The sequence below is a fragment of the Streptomyces sp. SD15 genome, from assembly GCF_054462255.1.
This window is the reverse complement of sequence record NZ_JBTLMO010000007.1, coordinates 95,788-110,694: the sequence shown is the minus strand read 5'-3', so window position 1 is coordinate 110,694 and position 14,907 is coordinate 95,788. Positions and strand designations below refer to the sequence as shown.

12 protein-coding genes and 1 pseudogene are annotated in these 14,907 nt (G+C 71.9%); 3 read left to right on the top strand and 10 right to left on the bottom strand.

What is annotated here, in order from left to right:
• Window positions 1-2: 2 nt before the first annotated feature.
• Complete coding sequence (locus ACX28W_RS09510; RefSeq protein WP_458998328.1) at window positions 3-1,256, bottom strand: carboxylate--amine ligase; 1,254 nt, start codon at window positions 1,254-1,256, stop codon at window positions 3-5.
• Window positions 1,257-1,424: 168 nt separating this feature from the next.
• Between ACX28W_RS09510 and ACX28W_RS09505 the strand changes: the two genes are divergently transcribed.
• Window positions 1,425-2,612 (top strand): glycoside hydrolase family 26 protein, encoded by a 1,188-nt coding sequence (locus ACX28W_RS09505; protein ID WP_458998327.1) that lies wholly within the window; start codon window positions 1,425-1,427, stop codon window positions 2,610-2,612.
• A gap of 149 nt (window positions 2,613-2,761) precedes the next feature.
• On the opposite strand, the gene ACX28W_RS09500 is transcribed toward ACX28W_RS09505, so the two are convergent.
• The 8 genes from ACX28W_RS09500 to ACX28W_RS09465 are packed head-to-tail and all read right to left on the bottom strand — an operon-like array spanning window position 2,762 to window position 12,220.
• Window positions 2,762-3,418, bottom strand: coding sequence for a YveK family protein (locus ACX28W_RS09500; protein ID WP_458998326.1), 657 nt, complete (start codon window positions 3,416-3,418; stop codon window positions 2,762-2,764).
• The gene (locus ACX28W_RS09495) at window positions 3,415-4,569 is read right to left on the bottom strand and encodes a glycosyltransferase (protein ID WP_458998325.1); all 1,155 of its coding nucleotides are present in this window, start codon (window positions 4,567-4,569) and stop codon (window positions 3,415-3,417) included. The genes ACX28W_RS09500 and ACX28W_RS09495 overlap by 4 nt, the downstream gene beginning before the upstream one ends.
• Window position 4,570: 1 nt before the next feature.
• Window positions 4,571-5,335 (bottom strand): polysaccharide deacetylase family protein, encoded by a 765-nt coding sequence (locus ACX28W_RS09490; protein WP_458998324.1) that lies wholly within the window; start codon window positions 5,333-5,335, stop codon window positions 4,571-4,573.
• Window positions 5,319-7,007: a murein biosynthesis integral membrane protein MurJ gene (murJ, locus tag ACX28W_RS09485; RefSeq protein WP_458998323.1), complete on the bottom strand. Its 1,689-nt coding sequence runs from the start codon at window positions 7,005-7,007 to the stop codon at window positions 5,319-5,321. The genes ACX28W_RS09490 and murJ overlap by 17 nt, the downstream gene beginning before the upstream one ends.
• On the bottom strand, window positions 7,004-8,338 hold the full coding sequence (locus ACX28W_RS09480; protein ID WP_458998322.1) for an O-antigen ligase family protein: 1,335 nt from the start codon (window positions 8,336-8,338) through the stop codon (window positions 7,004-7,006). Before ACX28W_RS09480 ends, murJ begins: the two co-directional genes overlap by 4 nt.
• 5 nt (window positions 8,339-8,343) lie before the next feature.
• Window positions 8,344-9,771 (bottom strand): exopolysaccharide biosynthesis polyprenyl glycosylphosphotransferase, encoded by a 1,428-nt coding sequence (locus tag ACX28W_RS09475; RefSeq protein WP_458998321.1) that lies wholly within the window; start codon window positions 9,769-9,771, stop codon window positions 8,344-8,346.
• Complete coding sequence (locus ACX28W_RS09470) at window positions 9,768-11,093, bottom strand: glycosyltransferase family 4 protein (RefSeq protein ID WP_458998320.1); 1,326 nt, start codon at window positions 11,091-11,093, stop codon at window positions 9,768-9,770. Before ACX28W_RS09470 ends, ACX28W_RS09475 begins: the two co-directional genes overlap by 4 nt.
• Window positions 11,094-11,143: 50 nt before the next feature.
• Window positions 11,144-12,220, bottom strand: coding sequence for a DUF3344 domain-containing protein (locus ACX28W_RS09465; RefSeq protein ID WP_458998319.1), 1,077 nt, complete (start codon window positions 12,218-12,220; stop codon window positions 11,144-11,146).
• A 360-nt stretch (window positions 12,221-12,580) separates the two neighbouring features.
• Between ACX28W_RS09465 and ACX28W_RS09460 the strand changes: the two genes are divergently transcribed.
• Entirely contained in the window at window positions 12,581-13,258 is a 678-nt protein-coding gene (locus tag ACX28W_RS09460; protein WP_458998318.1) for a hypothetical protein, read from the top strand.
• A gap of 10 nt (window positions 13,259-13,268) precedes the next feature.
• Here ACX28W_RS09460 and ACX28W_RS09455 read toward each other — a convergent pair.
• Window positions 13,269-13,942: pseudogene (locus tag ACX28W_RS09455) on the bottom strand (IS110 family transposase); the annotation flags it as partial.
• 797 nt (window positions 13,943-14,739) lie between these two features.
• Here ACX28W_RS09455 and ACX28W_RS09450 point away from each other — a divergent pair.
• A complete protein-coding gene (locus ACX28W_RS09450) occupies window positions 14,740-14,862 on the top strand; it encodes a hypothetical protein (protein WP_362086001.1) in 123 nt (40 codons plus the stop codon).
• Window positions 14,863-14,907: the final 45 nt, after the last annotated feature.

Genomic DNA, 14,907 nt, shown 5'->3' with positions numbered 1-14,907 from the left:
AATCAACTGCTCGCTTTCTCGTTGTCGGTAAGGGAGGGCGAGACCGCCCGGGGGATCCGCCGTGGCGTTGGTGCCGCAGCCTTCGCGCCCAGCCGCTCACGCAGTCGGCGGGACACATGACGGCACCACAGGGCCCACATCGCCCATCCGGGAACACGGTCGTCCCGGGCGTACCAAGCCAGTTCGCGCCCGCCCGGCGCCGCACGCAGCGCGGCGAGCGGCGCGTAGTTCTCCACCACGAACGCCCGCCCGGCCATCGGGGCCCCGTCCGGTAGCGAACGGCCCGTCAGATCCAGGTGCAAGGCGCGTACGACGTCCAGCCCCGCGCTGTCCGCGAAGAGCCGGAACTGGGCGCCGGGGCGCGGGTTGAAGTCGAGCAGGTGATAGCTGCCCGTCATGCCGCAGAGGCGGAAGTCGAGGTCGAAGATGCCGCGGTAGCCCAGCTCGCCGGTGAGTCGCTCGGCCAGCGCCTGCACTTGTGGGTTGGGCGTCCAGCAACCCACCGCGGTCAGCCCCGCTCCACGCGGCCAGGCCAACTGTTTGCGGCCCGGCCCGCCCGCGCGCACGGTGCCCGCGTGGTCGGCGTAGCCATGGAAGAACCAGTCCCGGTCCGGTCCCGGCGGCAGGTACGCCTGCAGCAGCAGCGGGCTGCCCGCCTCCTCGGTGCGCAGGTACAGCTCCCGGGCCTGCTGCATGGAGCGGACCAGCGCCGTGCTGCGCAGTCCGCTGTCGGCGGGCAACAGCCAGGGTCGGCTCCACTTCGCCACCAGAGGCAGCCCGAGCTGCCGCGCGTCGTCGGCGACCCGCGCCGGACTGTCCGGGACCAGCGTCACCGGGTGCGGGACGCCCGCGGACGCGCACACGGCGGCCAGTTCCGCCTTGTCGGCGACGCGTTCGGGCAGCGTGGACGGCATGGTCGGCAGCAGGTAGGCGGGTGCGAGTTCGTCCCGCATCCGTCCCACGGCGATCGCGCTCGCGTCGTCCATCGGGACCAGGACGGCAGGACGCGCGATCCGGTCGGCCACACGGCGCAGCACGACGAGGATGTCGTCCGGGGATGCTCCCGGGAGCGGCGGGGGATGCATCTGACGTACGTAACGCGACGTGTGGATGGGACTTTTCGCTGAATCGGCGACGACATGCACCTCCACTCCCGCCCTGCCGAGGGAACGCACGGCCCCCAGCGTTCCGTGATGAAAGGGATTCTGGTCGATCCGCAGCACTACGGCGGGGACGCGGGTGTCGAGAAACGACACGAATTCTCTCTTTCTTTCGGATCGGCTCACCCACACGGGCGAGCACGGCACTCGAAAGCCGCAACGGCAATGGCGCCCTTGGCTTTCCTGTGCCTGACTACATGTGACTGCTCGTCAATAAGGAGAACTGAGGCGGAAGGTCGGATGAGAGCGAAGAAAGGAGCAGGCATGGCTCCACAGCGCAAGCGGGTCCGGGTTCGCTGGCTGGCTGCGGGCGCGGCGACAGTCGCCGCGGCGGTCGCCCTGGCGTCCGGTCATCCGGCGGAGGTGGGGGTGCTGGGAGCCGATGATCCTCGCCCTCCGGCGCCGACCACCCAGGTACGGGGCAAGGAGGTCCCGGCCTTCGGTGCCTTCCTCGGCTCCGACGCCCGTGGCGTGGCCCGCATGCCGCTGTTCAGCCGGTGGCTGGGTGGTACCGAGCTTCGCGTCGGCCACACCTATCTGCCCGGCAACCGCTGGCGAGACATCGAGGGTGCCCCCGGCTTCCTCGACGCTTGGGCGCGCTGGCGCAAACAGGAGGCCGACCGGATGCTCGTCCTCAACGTCCCCCTGCAGGAGCGCAACGAGGAGGGTGTCTCCGACCCCGAAGTCCGGCAGCTGTTGCAGCAGGGCGCGGCCGGGAAGTTCGATCACCACTTCCGCGCCCTCGCCGAGCGGCTGGTTGAGCTGGGGGTGCCGGACACGGTCCTCGTGCTCGGCTGGGAGATGAACGGCACCACGTACACCCATCGCTGCGGGCCGGATCCGGAGGCATGGAAGAAGTACTGGAAAAGGATCGTCACCACCATGCGTTCGGTGCCGGGCCAGAAATTCCAGTTCGATTTCACGCCGGCCCGCGGCCTGGACGCCGTGCCCTGGACAAAGTGCTATCCGGGGGACGGCACGGTCGACATCATCGGCATGGATTCCTACGACCAGCCGACCGGGATGTCGTTCGACGAGCAGGTGACAGAGCCCTACGGGCTTCAGGCTCATGTGGATTTCGCGAAGGCCCACGGCAAACCGATCTCGTATCCCGAATGGGGACTCTTCCGCAACGGCGACAATACCGAGTACATGGGGCGCATGCTCGCGTGGTTCGACGAACACAGGCCGCTCTACCACACGCTGACCGACTACTGCCCGCACGGTGTGTGGCGGTGCAGGGCCAACCCGAGGTCGTCCCACCTCTACCGGTCCGTCCTGTCCGGCCGTGCCGACGAGGCGACCCCGACCCCCGCACCCACGCCGACGCCGACCACGCCCACCGCACCCACCACCACGCCGCCCCCGGAGGAGTGCACGCCGCTGGACCTGGGCAGCTGGGTGGAGTACTGGCTCGGCGGGAAGCTCTGCTTCCGCTTCGACTGGTGGTAGCCCACCTGCCGACGCACCGGCCGGTGGCGGCCGACCCGCCTCAGGATCCGCCGCCACCGTCGGGCACCGCCCGTACAGCCGTTCCCCGTCCGGGGCCGGCTCGGCGAGGGTGCGTTCGCCGGTGACGCGTTCGGTCGGGTCCACCGTCGTCACCGCTGTCCGCGCATATCGGTGGCGGCGGCTGGGCCGGGCACCGAGGGGCCGGGAAGGGGGTCGTCGTCCTGGCCGGTCTTCCTCGGCCGCGCCAGGAGGGCCAGGCCGCCCAGCAGCCCGCCCGCGCTCGCGCCCACCAGAGCGGTCACCGCCGGCGACGCGGACGTCGGCTCGGTCGGCTTCACCGCCCGCGAGAACTGCACGAGTCGGACCTGGGTGCTGCCGCTGGTGTCGTCCGCGTGCCGGGTCAGCGCGCGGGAGACCGCGTTGGCCATGTCGATGGCGAGGCCGGGGCGCGAGGAGGTGGCCGAGACGGCGACCATCGGCGCGTCCGGCGAGGTCGCCGTGCGCACGCTGTGCTGCAGTGTCTGCACCGGCACGCCCGCCCACACCTGCGCGTCCCCGAGCACCGCGAGCTGTGTGGCGACTCGGCCGTATGCCTGCGCGAAACCGAGGGCGGAGTCCGGGTTGGACTTCTCGGTCGGTACGGCGATGACGTAGCTGGTGGCCGTGTACGTAGGGGGTGTGAGCTTGCCGTACGCGCCGCCCAGCAGGCCCCCGACGAGGGTCCCGGCCGCGAGCAGGGACCAGGACGGCAGCCTCCTGACACGGGCCAGGAGCAGGCTGTGCGGACGGGGCGGAGTGTCGGTCATGACGGGCTGGCTCCCAGAGGTGAGAGGGACGACGACGAACTGGAGACCGCTGCCGCATACACGTCCATGAGGCGGGCTGCGCTGCGGGTGATGCTGTAGCGGTGGGCGATTTCCGGGGCCGTGCGCGGCCGGGGGCCCGCCGCGCGGACCTCGGCGATCGCGCGGGCGTACGCCTCGGGCCCGCCGCGCACGCGTCGGGCGCCGGCGGCGACCGACGGCGGCAGGTCCTCGATCGCCGGGCAGGAGGCGTAGAGCACGGGCAGGCCGGACGCCAGCGCCTCCACGACCGCCAGGCCGAAGGCCTCCTCCGCGGACGGCGACGCGAGGAGGTCCATCGCCGAGGTGAGCGAGGGCAGGTCGGGGCCGGGGGAGCCGTCGGGGATGTAGGGACGTTCGCCGGTGAACAGGACGCGGTCGGCCACGCCGGCCTCGTGGGCCGTGCGGCGCAGTACGTGCTCCTCGGGGCCGCCGCCCACCAGCAGCAGCCAGTGGTCGTCCGGGAGCCGGGTGAGCGCGTGGACGAGGACGTCGAACCGCTTGCCCGGGGCGAGTCGGCCGACGCCCCCGATGACGCACGCGCCCTTCGGCAGGCCGAGGCGTCGGCGGGTGCGCTCGCGCCGCTCCTGGTCGAAGCGGAAGCGGTCCAGGTCGATGCCGTTAGGGACGACCTCGATGCGGGGCGCGGGCACGCCCCAGTGCTTGAGGCGGTCGGCCACTGCTGAGGAGACGGCGACCGTCGCCGAACCGAGGCGCTCGCTGGCGAGGTACAGCGCGCGCACCCCTGCCGTCAGCCTGCGGCCCTCCATCTGGGAGTCGCCCAGGGAGTGTTCGGTGGCGACGACAGCGCGGACCCCGGCGATGCGTGCGGCGGGCCGGCCGTAGACGCAGGCCCGGTACAAGTGTGTGTGCACCAGGTCGTAGCTGCCGGCGCGGATCAACCGAACCAGGCGCGGGAGCGCGGCCAGGTCGCGGTTGCCGCTCATGCCGAGATGTACGACGCGGACGCCGTCGGCGGCGAGGCCCTCGGCGACCGCACCGGGGTTGGTGAGTGTCACGACGTCGCAGTCGACGGGCAGGTGGCGCAGCAGCAGGCGCAGTTGCTGCTCGGCCCCGCCGACGCCGAGGCCGGTGATGATGTGCAGAGCCTTCATCTCACAGCCCCTCCACCGCGCGCCGGCGCAGCCGGTGCAGACGGTGCTTGAGGTGCAGGCGCCAGGCCGTGTCGTTCTGGCCGACGTGCACGCGCGGCAGGGCGTGTGGCCCGGTCAGCGGGCCGGGGTCGATGGCGCAGGCATAGGCGTATCCCGCTTCCCGTACGGCCTCGACGGCGCCGACGTCGACCGTGCCGTACGGGTAGCAGAAGCCGTCGACCCGGGTGCCGGTCAACTCCGTGAGCAAGGTGCGGCTCTCGGCGACCTCGGCCTTGAGGGTGAGGGCGTCCGCCCGGGTGAGGTCGATGTGGCTCAGCCCGTGCGAGCCGATCTCCACGCCCTCGGCGGCCGCGCGCCGGATGCCGTCAGCGGTCAGCAGCGGCTTGCGCGGGCCGAGCGGGTCCCAGGCGTTGTCGCGGCCGAGTCGTGCGGGCAGTACGAAGAGAGTGGCCCGGCAGTCCCAACGGCGCAGGAGTGGCAGGGCGTGGGTGACGAAGTCGGCGTACCCGTCGTCGAAGGTGAGCCCGACCAGGCCCCGCCCCTGGCCCCGGGCGCGAGCGGCGAGCAGCTCGGCCACGGACACGCCCCGCAGCCCGCGCCGACGCAGCCAGGCCAGCTGCCGGTCGAGCCGCTCGGGCGTGACCGTGATGCGGTACGGGTCGTTCGAGCAGTCGCCCACCGAGTGGTACATCGCCACCCATGGGGCAGGGCTCGGGCGCGGGGCGGGCAGTCTGTCGGTGTCGGTGGAATCAACGGAGGCGGCCATGTGTGAGCTTTCGGGTGAGGGCGCGTACAGAGCGCGGTGCGGATGCGAAGCCCTGGGCGCCCAGGGCCCAGGTGAGCGGGACGAAGACGGCGGTCACGGTCAGGCAGCCGGCCGCGAGACCCGCCACCGGGGACTCGGTCAGGCCGGTGACGAACGCCCCGGCGACGGTGGCGACGACCGCGGCGCACACAAGCCTGCTCAGCTCGGCCAGTACCTGCCGGATGCGGATCGAGACGCCGCAGGGGCTGTTCTTCCGCGCCGTTCGCAGGCCGACGAGCAGCAGGGCGGCCGTGACGGTGATGCCGAAGGCGTTGGCGGCGGCGATCCCCGCCACGCCCCAGGCGTGCACGGTTGCGGCGCCGATCGCGGACGTCACGGCGATGCCGGCGGTCATCGCGCCGACGGGATACCAGGTGGGCCGGCCCGCGGAGAAGTACGAGCGGACCAGGGTGCCCACCAGGGTTTGGCTCAGCAGCCCGAGGGCGTACACGCGCATGACGTCCGCCGTCGCCTCGGTATCGCCGGCGGTGAACTCGCCCCGCTGGAAGAGCAGCTCGATCATCTGCGGGGCACAGGCGATCACCGCGCACATGCCCAGCAGCAGCAGACAGGAGGCCAGCGCCAGATCCCGCTCCACGCGGCGGCGCGCCCGTTCGGTGTCGCCGTCCGCGAGTGCCCGCGCCACCACCGGGAAGGTGACGGTGCACACCATCAGCGACAGCGTCATCGGGATCTGGGCGACCTTCTGCGCGTAGTTCAGGTGAGAGATGGCCCCGGAGGGCAGGGTGGAGGCGAGGAAGCGTTCGACGAGGACCTGCGACTGGCGGCACAGGGCGAAGAGGAGTACGGCGGCGACCAGGGCGAGTTGCATCGGCCGCTCCGCGGCGACGGCCCCGGGCCTGCCGAGGGTCGGCGTACGCGACACCAGTTGACGCCACAGCGACGGCAGTTGCACCGCCACCATCAGGCAGCCGCCCGCCGCGACCCCGACCGCAGCGGAGCGCACGCCCCAGCGTTCGCCGAGCAGGAACATCGCGGCGACGATGCCGGTGTTGTAGGCGACGTAGATCGCCGCGGGCGCGAGGAAGCGGCGGTGGGCCCGCAGGGCGGCGCTGCAGTACCCGGCGAGCCCGAAGGTCAGCACGCAGATCGCCGTGATCCGAGTGCAGTCGGCGGCGAGGCGGGGATCGGGCAGGCCGGGCGCGAGGGCCTGGACCAGGTAGGGAGCCGTGCCGACGACCAGCGCGGCCACCGCGGCCAAGGCGAGGCACAGGCGGGGCAGGGTGGCGACGACCAGGGCGCGGACCGGGTCGCCCGGGGCGCCCCGGGCGCGGCGGGCCAGCGCCATGCTGAACGCCGGGATCAGCACGATCGCCAGCCCGTCCTCGATGAGCAGCGTGGCGGCGAACTCCGGCACGGTCCACGCGACCAGGAAGGCGTCCGTGTCGCTCCCGGCGCCGAACAGCTGAGCCAGCGCCTGATCGCGCACCAGGCCGAGCAGTGAGCCGGCGATGGACAGCGACGCCGTGACGAGCGCGGCTTTGGCGAGGAACCCCCCGGAGGCCGAGGTCGGGTCGGCCCTGTCCCCGGCCATGGTGGCGGCACGCGCCGCGGGTACGGTCACCGCGCTGTCTGTTTCGGATCGGGGGGGTTGCGAAGGCACCACCGTCATCGCGCCAGGGCCTCCTCGACGCGCTCCCGCACCCCGCCCTGCGGCACGTCCACCCGCTCGTCACGGGCCAGCGCCCACCACGCCGCGAGCCCCAGAGCCACGGCGGTCAGCACGGTCGAGGGGCCGCCGATGTCTCCGTACACGAAGTCGGTCAGCAGCCAGACCAGCAGCCCGCAGGCGACGAGCGCGCAGTCGAGTCCCGGGCCCCGGTCGCGCAGCAGCCTCCGCAGCCCGCACACCAGGAGCGCCAGCCAGCTCCCGGCGAGCGCGAGCAGCCCGATCAGACCCTGCTCGCTCAGCACCAGCAGGTACATGTTGTGCGGTGACAACAGCGGCTGCCTCTCGTACGTCACTCCCGCGCCGTTGATGTCACTGGCCGACGACAGCGCCAGGGTGGCGTGCCCGTCCCGGTACTCGGGAAAGCTCTTCAACCCGACGCCGGTCAGCGGATGTTGGCGCCAGATGCCGGTGGCGGACGCCCACAGGGTGTACCGGTCGACGACGGACTGGTCGGGGGTGTCGGTGACCTGCGCGATGCTGCCGATCCGCTGCTGCAGCATCGCCGTGCCGACGCCGAACCCGCCCACCAGGATCACGCCCGCGGCGGCCGCGGCCGCCGCCACCTTGAGCGCTCGCCGCAGCCCGGTCAGCCCCAGCTGCACGGCGCACGTCAGGGCGGTCGCGATCCAGGCGCCCCGGCTGAAGGACAGCGCGAGCGGCGGCAGCAGTGCCAGAGCGCACCCGGCGGCGGTTGCCCGCTGCCGTACGGACGCCGGGCCCAGCGCCATTCCGACCGCGCACACCAGGCCGAGAGAGACCACCGTCGCCATGCCCATCACGTCATGCGGCCCGAAGGTGCCGACCGCCCGGATGTACTCGCCCTGGTAGGAGGCGCCGGTCCGGGTGACGTACTGGTGAACGCCGACGGCCCCCTGGCACAGAGCGAGCCCTACGAACGACCAGGCCAGCAGCCGAAAGTCGGCCCGGTCGCGGATCAACAGCAGCACGGCCGCCGGGACGAGCACGAAGATCTGCAGATAGCGGCCCAGGCCGGTGAGCCCGGCCTCCGGCGAGGACGCCCCCACGGCGGCGAGCGCGAGCCCCACGACCGGCAGGGCCAGCACGACGGCCGCGGCGGGCGACAGCGGGCGCCGCCGTTCGCGCAGCAGACGGATCGCGCAGTACACCACCGCCAGCCCTGAGACCACATCGGCGGGCCCCGCGCCGTCCGGCGTCAACGGCAGGGCCAGCAGGGCGGGCACGGCCACCACGGGCAGGACCGGCGTCAGCGCGGCGGCCCGGCGCGGGAGCGATGGCAGGGCGTGGCTCACGTCTCTCAGCTCCCCGTCGGACGCACCAGGCTGCCCGCGGTGCGCAGCAGGATGCAGATGTCCTGCCACAGCGACCAGTCGTCGATGTAGGCGTTGTCGAACCGGCAGCGGTCCTCGATCGAGGTGTCGCCGCGCAGCCCCTGGATCTGGGCGAGGCCGGTGATGCCGGTCCGCATGCGGTGGCGGGCCGCGTAACCGGGGTAGGTCTGGCTGAACTGCCCGACGAAGTAGGGGCGTTCGGGCCGCGGCCCGATCAGGCTCATGTCGCCCCGAAGCACGTTCCACAGCTGGAGCAACTCGTCGAGCGAGGTGCGCCGCAACATACGGCAGAACCAGCGCATCTCGTTCTCGTTCGCCACGCTCCACCGGGTCGCCGACTCGTGCGCGTCGACCGGGCGGTGAGTACGGAACTTCAGCAGCGTGAACGGCTTTCCGTTCTTGCCGATGCGCTCCTGCCGGAACACCACGCCCGGCCCGTCGCTGATCCGCAGCGCCAGCGCGCACGCCAGGAGCAGAGGGCTGACCAGCAGCAACAGCGTCCCCGACACAAGAATGTCGAGCGTTCGCTTGCCCGCGCTGCCGCGGTGCGCCGGGGACATGGCCAGACGCCGGCAGGAGAACCCGGCCAGCCGCTCCTTCGTCATGTACGACGGGGAGTCGGCGTCGACCTCCCAGACCTCGCAACCCGATTCGGCCAGCGCCCGCAGCAGCGGCCCCTGTTCGGCGCGTACGGAGGGGTGAACGGCCAGCACAGCCCGCACCCCGTTCTGGATGACCGCACGCTCGACCTCCTCGCTGCTCGTCAGCACCGGCAGGCCCTCGGAGCCGTCCTGCTGCTCGGCGACGATCCCCACCGGCCGCACGCCGCACTGCGGATGGCGCAGCACGGCGGTGGCCACGCGCTGCGCGGTCGCCACCGGGCCGACGACGAGCGCGGTGTGCGGGTGGCGCAGCAGTGCGGCGCGCCGCCGCCCGTGCACGGCTCCGCGGAGCACACAGACCGCCGCCCCCTGCAGGGCGAGGCCCGTCAGCACGGTGCCGACGGACAGCGCGTGATCCGGCCGGTACGCCGCCAAGAGTGCCGAGAGCGCCAGCCAGGCCACCGTGATGCGGCCGCACAGGGCGGGCAGTTCCTCCAGCAGCCCCGGCACCGGTGGCCGGCCGTCGTGCGGGCGCGGCAGCAGCGATGCGACGATCAGCAGGGTGACGAGCAGCGGCTGGCGCTGGGCCTCGGTGAGCGCAAGCGTGCCCAACAGGGCGGCGACGCCGTCCGCGACGAGCAGCGGGACCGGTGAAGCCGACCGGGCCGGACGCCGCGGGGCGGGGAACCGGGAACTGGTGGCGGTGCCGCGCGGCGGCATGACCGAGACTGCTGAGAATCCGTGGTCCCTTGGCTGTACGCCGGGGGAGGGGACGGTATGTTCGGCGGTCACGAGTGGATCGACTCCCTGTGCTCGGGGGGCTCGACGCGCTGTGTTGTCTGGTTCGCCTCGGCGCCAGAGCCTGTGTCGAGCGGCTGACTGTGCTCAGCGCTGCGGGCCTTGGTGCTCCCCCCCGCTCCGCTTCGCGCGAGCGGGGGGACCCCCATGCCCGCTCGGGACGGGCGCGTTCTTTCGGTGGCGGGCCATGTGCCGAGCAGGTCGCGGTAGATGTCCGTGACCGCCTCGGCGGTGTGCCGCACGTCGTGGGTGGACAGCACGTGCCGGCGGCCACGGTGGCCGAGCGACTCGCGCAGGAGCGGGTCGAGCAGCAGCTCGGTGACGGACTCGGCCAGCACCGCCGGTTGCTCTGGCGGGACCAGGCACCGGGCGGCGAAGGAGGGCGGCAGGCTCTCGCGGGCGCCGTCGACGTCGGTGACCACCACGGGCCGCCCGCAGGCCATCGCCTCCAACGGGGCCAGCGCCATGCCCTCCCAGCGGGAGGGCAGGACGACGAGATCGGCGGCCTGGTACCAGGGGGAGGCGTCGGTGACGGCTCCCGTGAACAGCACGGACTCCGGGGCGCCTTCGCGAAGCCGGTCGTGGTCCGGACCGTCGCCGACCAGGACGAGGCGGGCGTCGGGCACCTTGTGGACGACGGCGTCCCACGCTCGTAGCAGGACGTCCTGCCCCTTCTGCCGGCACAGCCGCCCCACACAGACCGCGAGCGGCGCTGCCGGGTGGATGTCGGCGAGCGGTGCGAGCCCGGCCCGCACGGAGTCGGCGGCGGCAGGGTGGAAGCGCTCGGGATCGATGCCGTTGGGTACGACGGTCCATCGGCCGGTGATCCTGGCGCGCACGCCGGTCGCGCGCTCCGCCTCGCTCACACACACCACCCGCGCGGCCCAACGCGCCCCCCATCGCTCCCACTTGAGCGCCAGGGCCGCGGTGCCCCCGTCGACCGCCTCGAACGACCAGGCGTGCGGCTGGAAGACCGTCGGAATCCGCCCGCGCACCGCGAGCCGCCCGGCGAGCCCGGCCTTCGCGCTGTGCGCGTGCACCAGATCGGGGCGTACCTCGTCGATCATCCGTGCCAGGTGCCGTACTTCCCGCACGAGCGACGGACCCGGCGACCGCGTCGCGGGCCAGTGCCGTACCTTCGCGCCGAGCGCCCGCAGTTGCGCGGTGAGTGCGCTGTCGGGGCAGGCCACGGTGACGTCCAGGCCGTACGCCAGCTGTGCCCGGACCAGGTCCGTCACGACGCGTGCGACCCCGCCGTCCACCGGTTGGGTGAGGTGAAGGACCCGCGGCCGAGGACCGGTGGGTGACAGGTGCATATACGCGGTTTCCTCGCTCACGAAAGCGCTCGGGGCGTGCGGCAACGGGCTCACCGCTGGGCGTCGACGGCGGCGAAGAGCACACCGGCCCACGCCGAGTCCTGCTCGGAACGGAGCCGGAAGGTCAACTGGTCACCGGCGTTCTGCAGGCCACTTCCGAGATCGAACACGTCCGAGTCGTAGCCGAGGGTGTTGGCGTATTCAGGCACACGCGCCCCAGCCGCTCCGCTGATGGTGGAGTTCAGGATGTCGTCCTGGGGGTTGGCGGAGTCGCTGAGGGCGGTGGAGGCGGACCCGGTCGTCAGGGTGAGCGAGTCGCCCGTGGTGCCGCGGTCGCCGTTGTACGCCACCAGGCCCGCCCGGCCCCCCGCGCCCGCGGCAAAGCCCACGTCCTGCAGCCGGATCTCTTGTCCCGAGCCGGACTTCAGCGAGGTGAAGCCGTCCCAGAGCGCGAGGTGCCGCAGCGGCTCCGTGGAGTTCTCGTACGCCACCACCAGCGTCCAGCCGCCCCATGCCCCGGCCGCCGATTTGCCCATGGCCACGTTGACCTGCGCCACGGTGTACAGGCCCGACCCGCCCTCCCGGACCAGCTGCGTGAGGTCCGCCGACGCCTGGAAGGCGTCCACACCGTCTGCCACGCGGTGTCCGACGACCGTGTCCGCGAGGAGAGTCTTGTACTCCCCGCCGGGTTCGGAGATCAGCACCTTCTCGTTGTCCTCCGGCGGCTTCTGTTCGCCCACGTGCAGGTTGCCGCCCCAGTACAGGCGCGCGTACGACACTCGGGAGCCGGTGGGCAGGCGGACCTCCGCGCGGGAGGAGTTGTAGGTGTTCGGGTCGTGGTCGACGTCGATGTAGAACATGTCGAAGTCGCCGTTCACCCCGCGCCCGCCTGCCCGCACGTCCGGGCACGAAGGTGCCGTGGTCTGCACGCAGCTGATGGAGGAGTTGGCCGCGCGCACGATGCCGCCGTGTTGGTGCGCGCGGTACCGCTGGGCGAATGTGAGGCTGTCCGCCTCCGGTGCGGGCGCTGCGGCCGGGGAGCCGCCGGGTGCCCACATCGCCGCAAGGGCAAGGGCGAGGACGCCGACGGTCTTACAGCGGACCAGCGGACCCAGGGAATGGCGCATGACCGTCGTTGCCCTTTCGCAACAGGTGGCGTTGGCAGCAGCGGCACGGGGTGCGAAGTGTCCGCGCTGAGGAGTGCGTCGCGGGTCGCAACTCTAGTCATCAACGGGACAGAAGCGCTGAAATGCGATGAAATCTGACAAGCGTGTCGGAATTGTGAAACCAGTCACCTTCCCGGTTTCTCTCCGTGGGCGGCGCAAGCCTCGGCGTGTGGCGCGCCCATCGACCTGACGTACCGTCTGAGCAGGCAGGTGCGGCAACCGGATGCGCGCGAGATCACGAAAAGCGTATGAACGGTTGCGGGGAGTCACGGACGCTTTGAGGATGGGCTCAAGATCCAACGCCCCTCGAAAGGAACTCCCATGCGTGCTCTGCCCGCACGGCGTATCGCGACCAGCGCACTGTGCGCCGCCCTCCTGGTCGGGATCACCGGCCCCGCCGCCATGGCGGCCGACTCGACCCGCGAGCACAGCTATGTGCTGGCGCCCGAGGCGCGACTCCGCGGTGCGGAAGTGCTGATCGCACAGGTAAGGACCTACAACAGGGGCGAGCTTGCTCCGGTCGCCGACCTGCTGAAGGCCGTGGCCAAGGCGGACAACGGCCAACTGCCCGCCGCCGAGACCAGGAAACTGGGAGCCGCAGCGAAGCGCGCCCTGGACAAGGCGGCCGACAAGGCTCCGGCGACGGGCGCCGAGCAAAGGGTGCTCGAGCGGCGCGCCGCTGACCTCGCGGACGACGAGCTGGACGACGAGCTGGACGACGCGCTGAATGACGAGCTGGACGACGTGGAGGACGCCATCGACGACCTCCTGGACTCGATCTCGGATGACCTCGACGACGTGCTTTCGCTGGTCGACGACCTGCTGGCCGAGGTGGAAGACCTCCTCGACGAACTGCTCGACGGTGACCTGCCGGAGACGACCCCACCCACTGTGTCGTCGCTGACCAGCACCTCGCTGTCGACGTCGGTGCCTCTCGAGCCGACCGTCACGCTCCCCGCCATCACGTCGCTGACACCGGTGCTGGTGCTGGCCCCGTGAGCGTCGTGCGTCAAGGGAGGCGTGGGGTTCTGGGTTCGTAGACGGTGCCGTCGCGGAGCATCGCGAACAGCATGTCGTAGGAGGCGAGGTGGGCGGCGGTGGGGAAGGTGGTGCCGTCGCCGACGGTCACCAGCAGGGTGGCGGCGGTCCTGACCGTGCCCCCGGTATCGAGGCCAGGACCGGGGAAAGGGGGGTGTTCCTCCGGCAAGGCCTTGATCTGGGATTCCAGAGCTCGTCGCTGTTCGTGGACGGCGGCGAGCGGGCCAGGGACGGGATCGCGGCGTCGAGGGTGCCGGTCCCGGGAACGATGACGGTCTGTTCGTCGAGCGCGTCGAAGACGTCGTCGATCAGCCGCTGGGCCATGCGCGGGGCCTCCTTGGGCCGGATCGCCTCAACCAGCTTGTGGCGTCCGGCTTTGCGCAGGGCGGCCGGAGATCCGGAGCGTTCCAGCAGCCAGGTCACGGCGCTGTGGTCCAGGCGCGGCCCGAGGACGCGTTCCCGGCCGGGGTGGAACCGGGTGAGCAGGCCGCGTATCCGGTTGGAGGTACGGGTGGCCTCGGCCGCCAGGTCCTGGTCGAAGCCCACCAGCACGGTCAGTTCGGCGGTGATCTCGTCGGTCGGTTCCAGCGAGCGCAGGGTGTGCGGCATGGTGCGGGCGGCGTCCGCGATCACCGCGGCGTCCTGGCGACCGTGAGGGGCAGGGCTCCGGGGGAACAGTCATGCCGGGACCGGAGGACGGCGGTCCTCTTGTAGGTCCGCGAAGAACACAACGGGGGGCGTCACAAATGTTGTTCTTCCCGCCCCTCTCATATGAGGTATTGGCAATCTTGGGCATTTCCGGTTTCCGCCCCGGTCAGGGCTCGTTAGGCACGGCGACAGAATCCCCTCCGGCGACTTACGTTGCCGACGAAAGGAACACGATGAAGTCTCTGAAGGCTGCCGCCATCGTTGCCGGGTCTTTGATCGCCGCCGGTTCCGCTACACCCGCGTTCGCCCACAACGCCCCAGCCCAGAGTGCTCCTTCCCAGGCTCCCACCACCCTGAGTGCTCCCGACCAGGCGCCCGCCGGCCAGAGTGCTCCGTACCAGGCTCCGGCCGCTCAGAGTGCTCCCCAGGCTCCGGCTGCCCAGAGTGCTCCGTACCAGGCTCCGGCCGCTCAGAGTGCTCCCCAGGCTCCGGCTGCCCAGAGTGCTCCGTACCAGGCTCCGGCCGCTCAGAGTGCTCCCCAGGCTCCGGCTGCCCAGAGTGCTCCGTACCAGGCGCCTGCTGCCCAGAGTGCTCCGCAGGCTCCGGCTCCCCAGGCTCCGGCTCCCCAGGCTCCGGCCGCTCAGAGTGCTCCGTACCAGGCGCCTGCTGCCCAGAGTGCTCCCCAGGCTCCGGCTCCCCAGAGTGCTCCCCAGGCTCCGGCCGCTCCGAGTGCTCCCCAGGCTCCGGCTGCCCAGAGTGGTCCCGACCTGGCGTCCAGCGACCTCACCGGCGGCGTGACCACCAGGGTCCCCCTCGGCGCGACCGCGGAGGGCAAGGGCGGGCTGATCCCCACGGCGAACCAGGCCGCGGCCGCGCTGAACGAGGTCAAGCCGGTGCGCGGCAATCTGTGGCTGTAGGTCTGAGCCCTGCCGTACGGAGTCGGCCCTCGGTGGAGTTCGAGG

Coding starts and splice junctions, on each gene's coding strand:
- ACX28W_RS09500 (WP_458998326.1), bottom strand. CDS start 3,418: ATGACCGACACTCCGCCCCGTCCGCACAGCCTGCTCCTGGCCCGTGTC.
- ACX28W_RS09495 (WP_458998325.1), bottom strand. CDS start 4,569: ATGAAGGCTCTGCACATCATCACCGGCCTCGGCGTCGGCGGGGCCGAG.
- ACX28W_RS09460 (WP_458998318.1), top strand. CDS start 12,581: ATGCGTGCTCTGCCCGCACGGCGTATCGCGACCAGCGCACTGTGCGCC.
- ACX28W_RS09465 (WP_458998319.1), bottom strand. CDS start 12,220: ATGCGCCATTCCCTGGGTCCGCTGGTCCGCTGTAAGACCGTCGGCGTC.
- ACX28W_RS09505 (WP_458998327.1), top strand. CDS start 1,425: ATGGCTCCACAGCGCAAGCGGGTCCGGGTTCGCTGGCTGGCTGCGGGC.
- ACX28W_RS09470 (WP_458998320.1), bottom strand. CDS start 11,093: ATGCACCTGTCACCCACCGGTCCTCGGCCGCGGGTCCTTCACCTCACC.
- murJ (WP_458998323.1), bottom strand. CDS start 7,007: ATGACGGTGGTGCCTTCGCAACCCCCCCGATCCGAAACAGACAGCGCG.
- ACX28W_RS09490 (WP_458998324.1), bottom strand. CDS start 5,335: ATGGCCGCCTCCGTTGATTCCACCGACACCGACAGACTGCCCGCCCCG.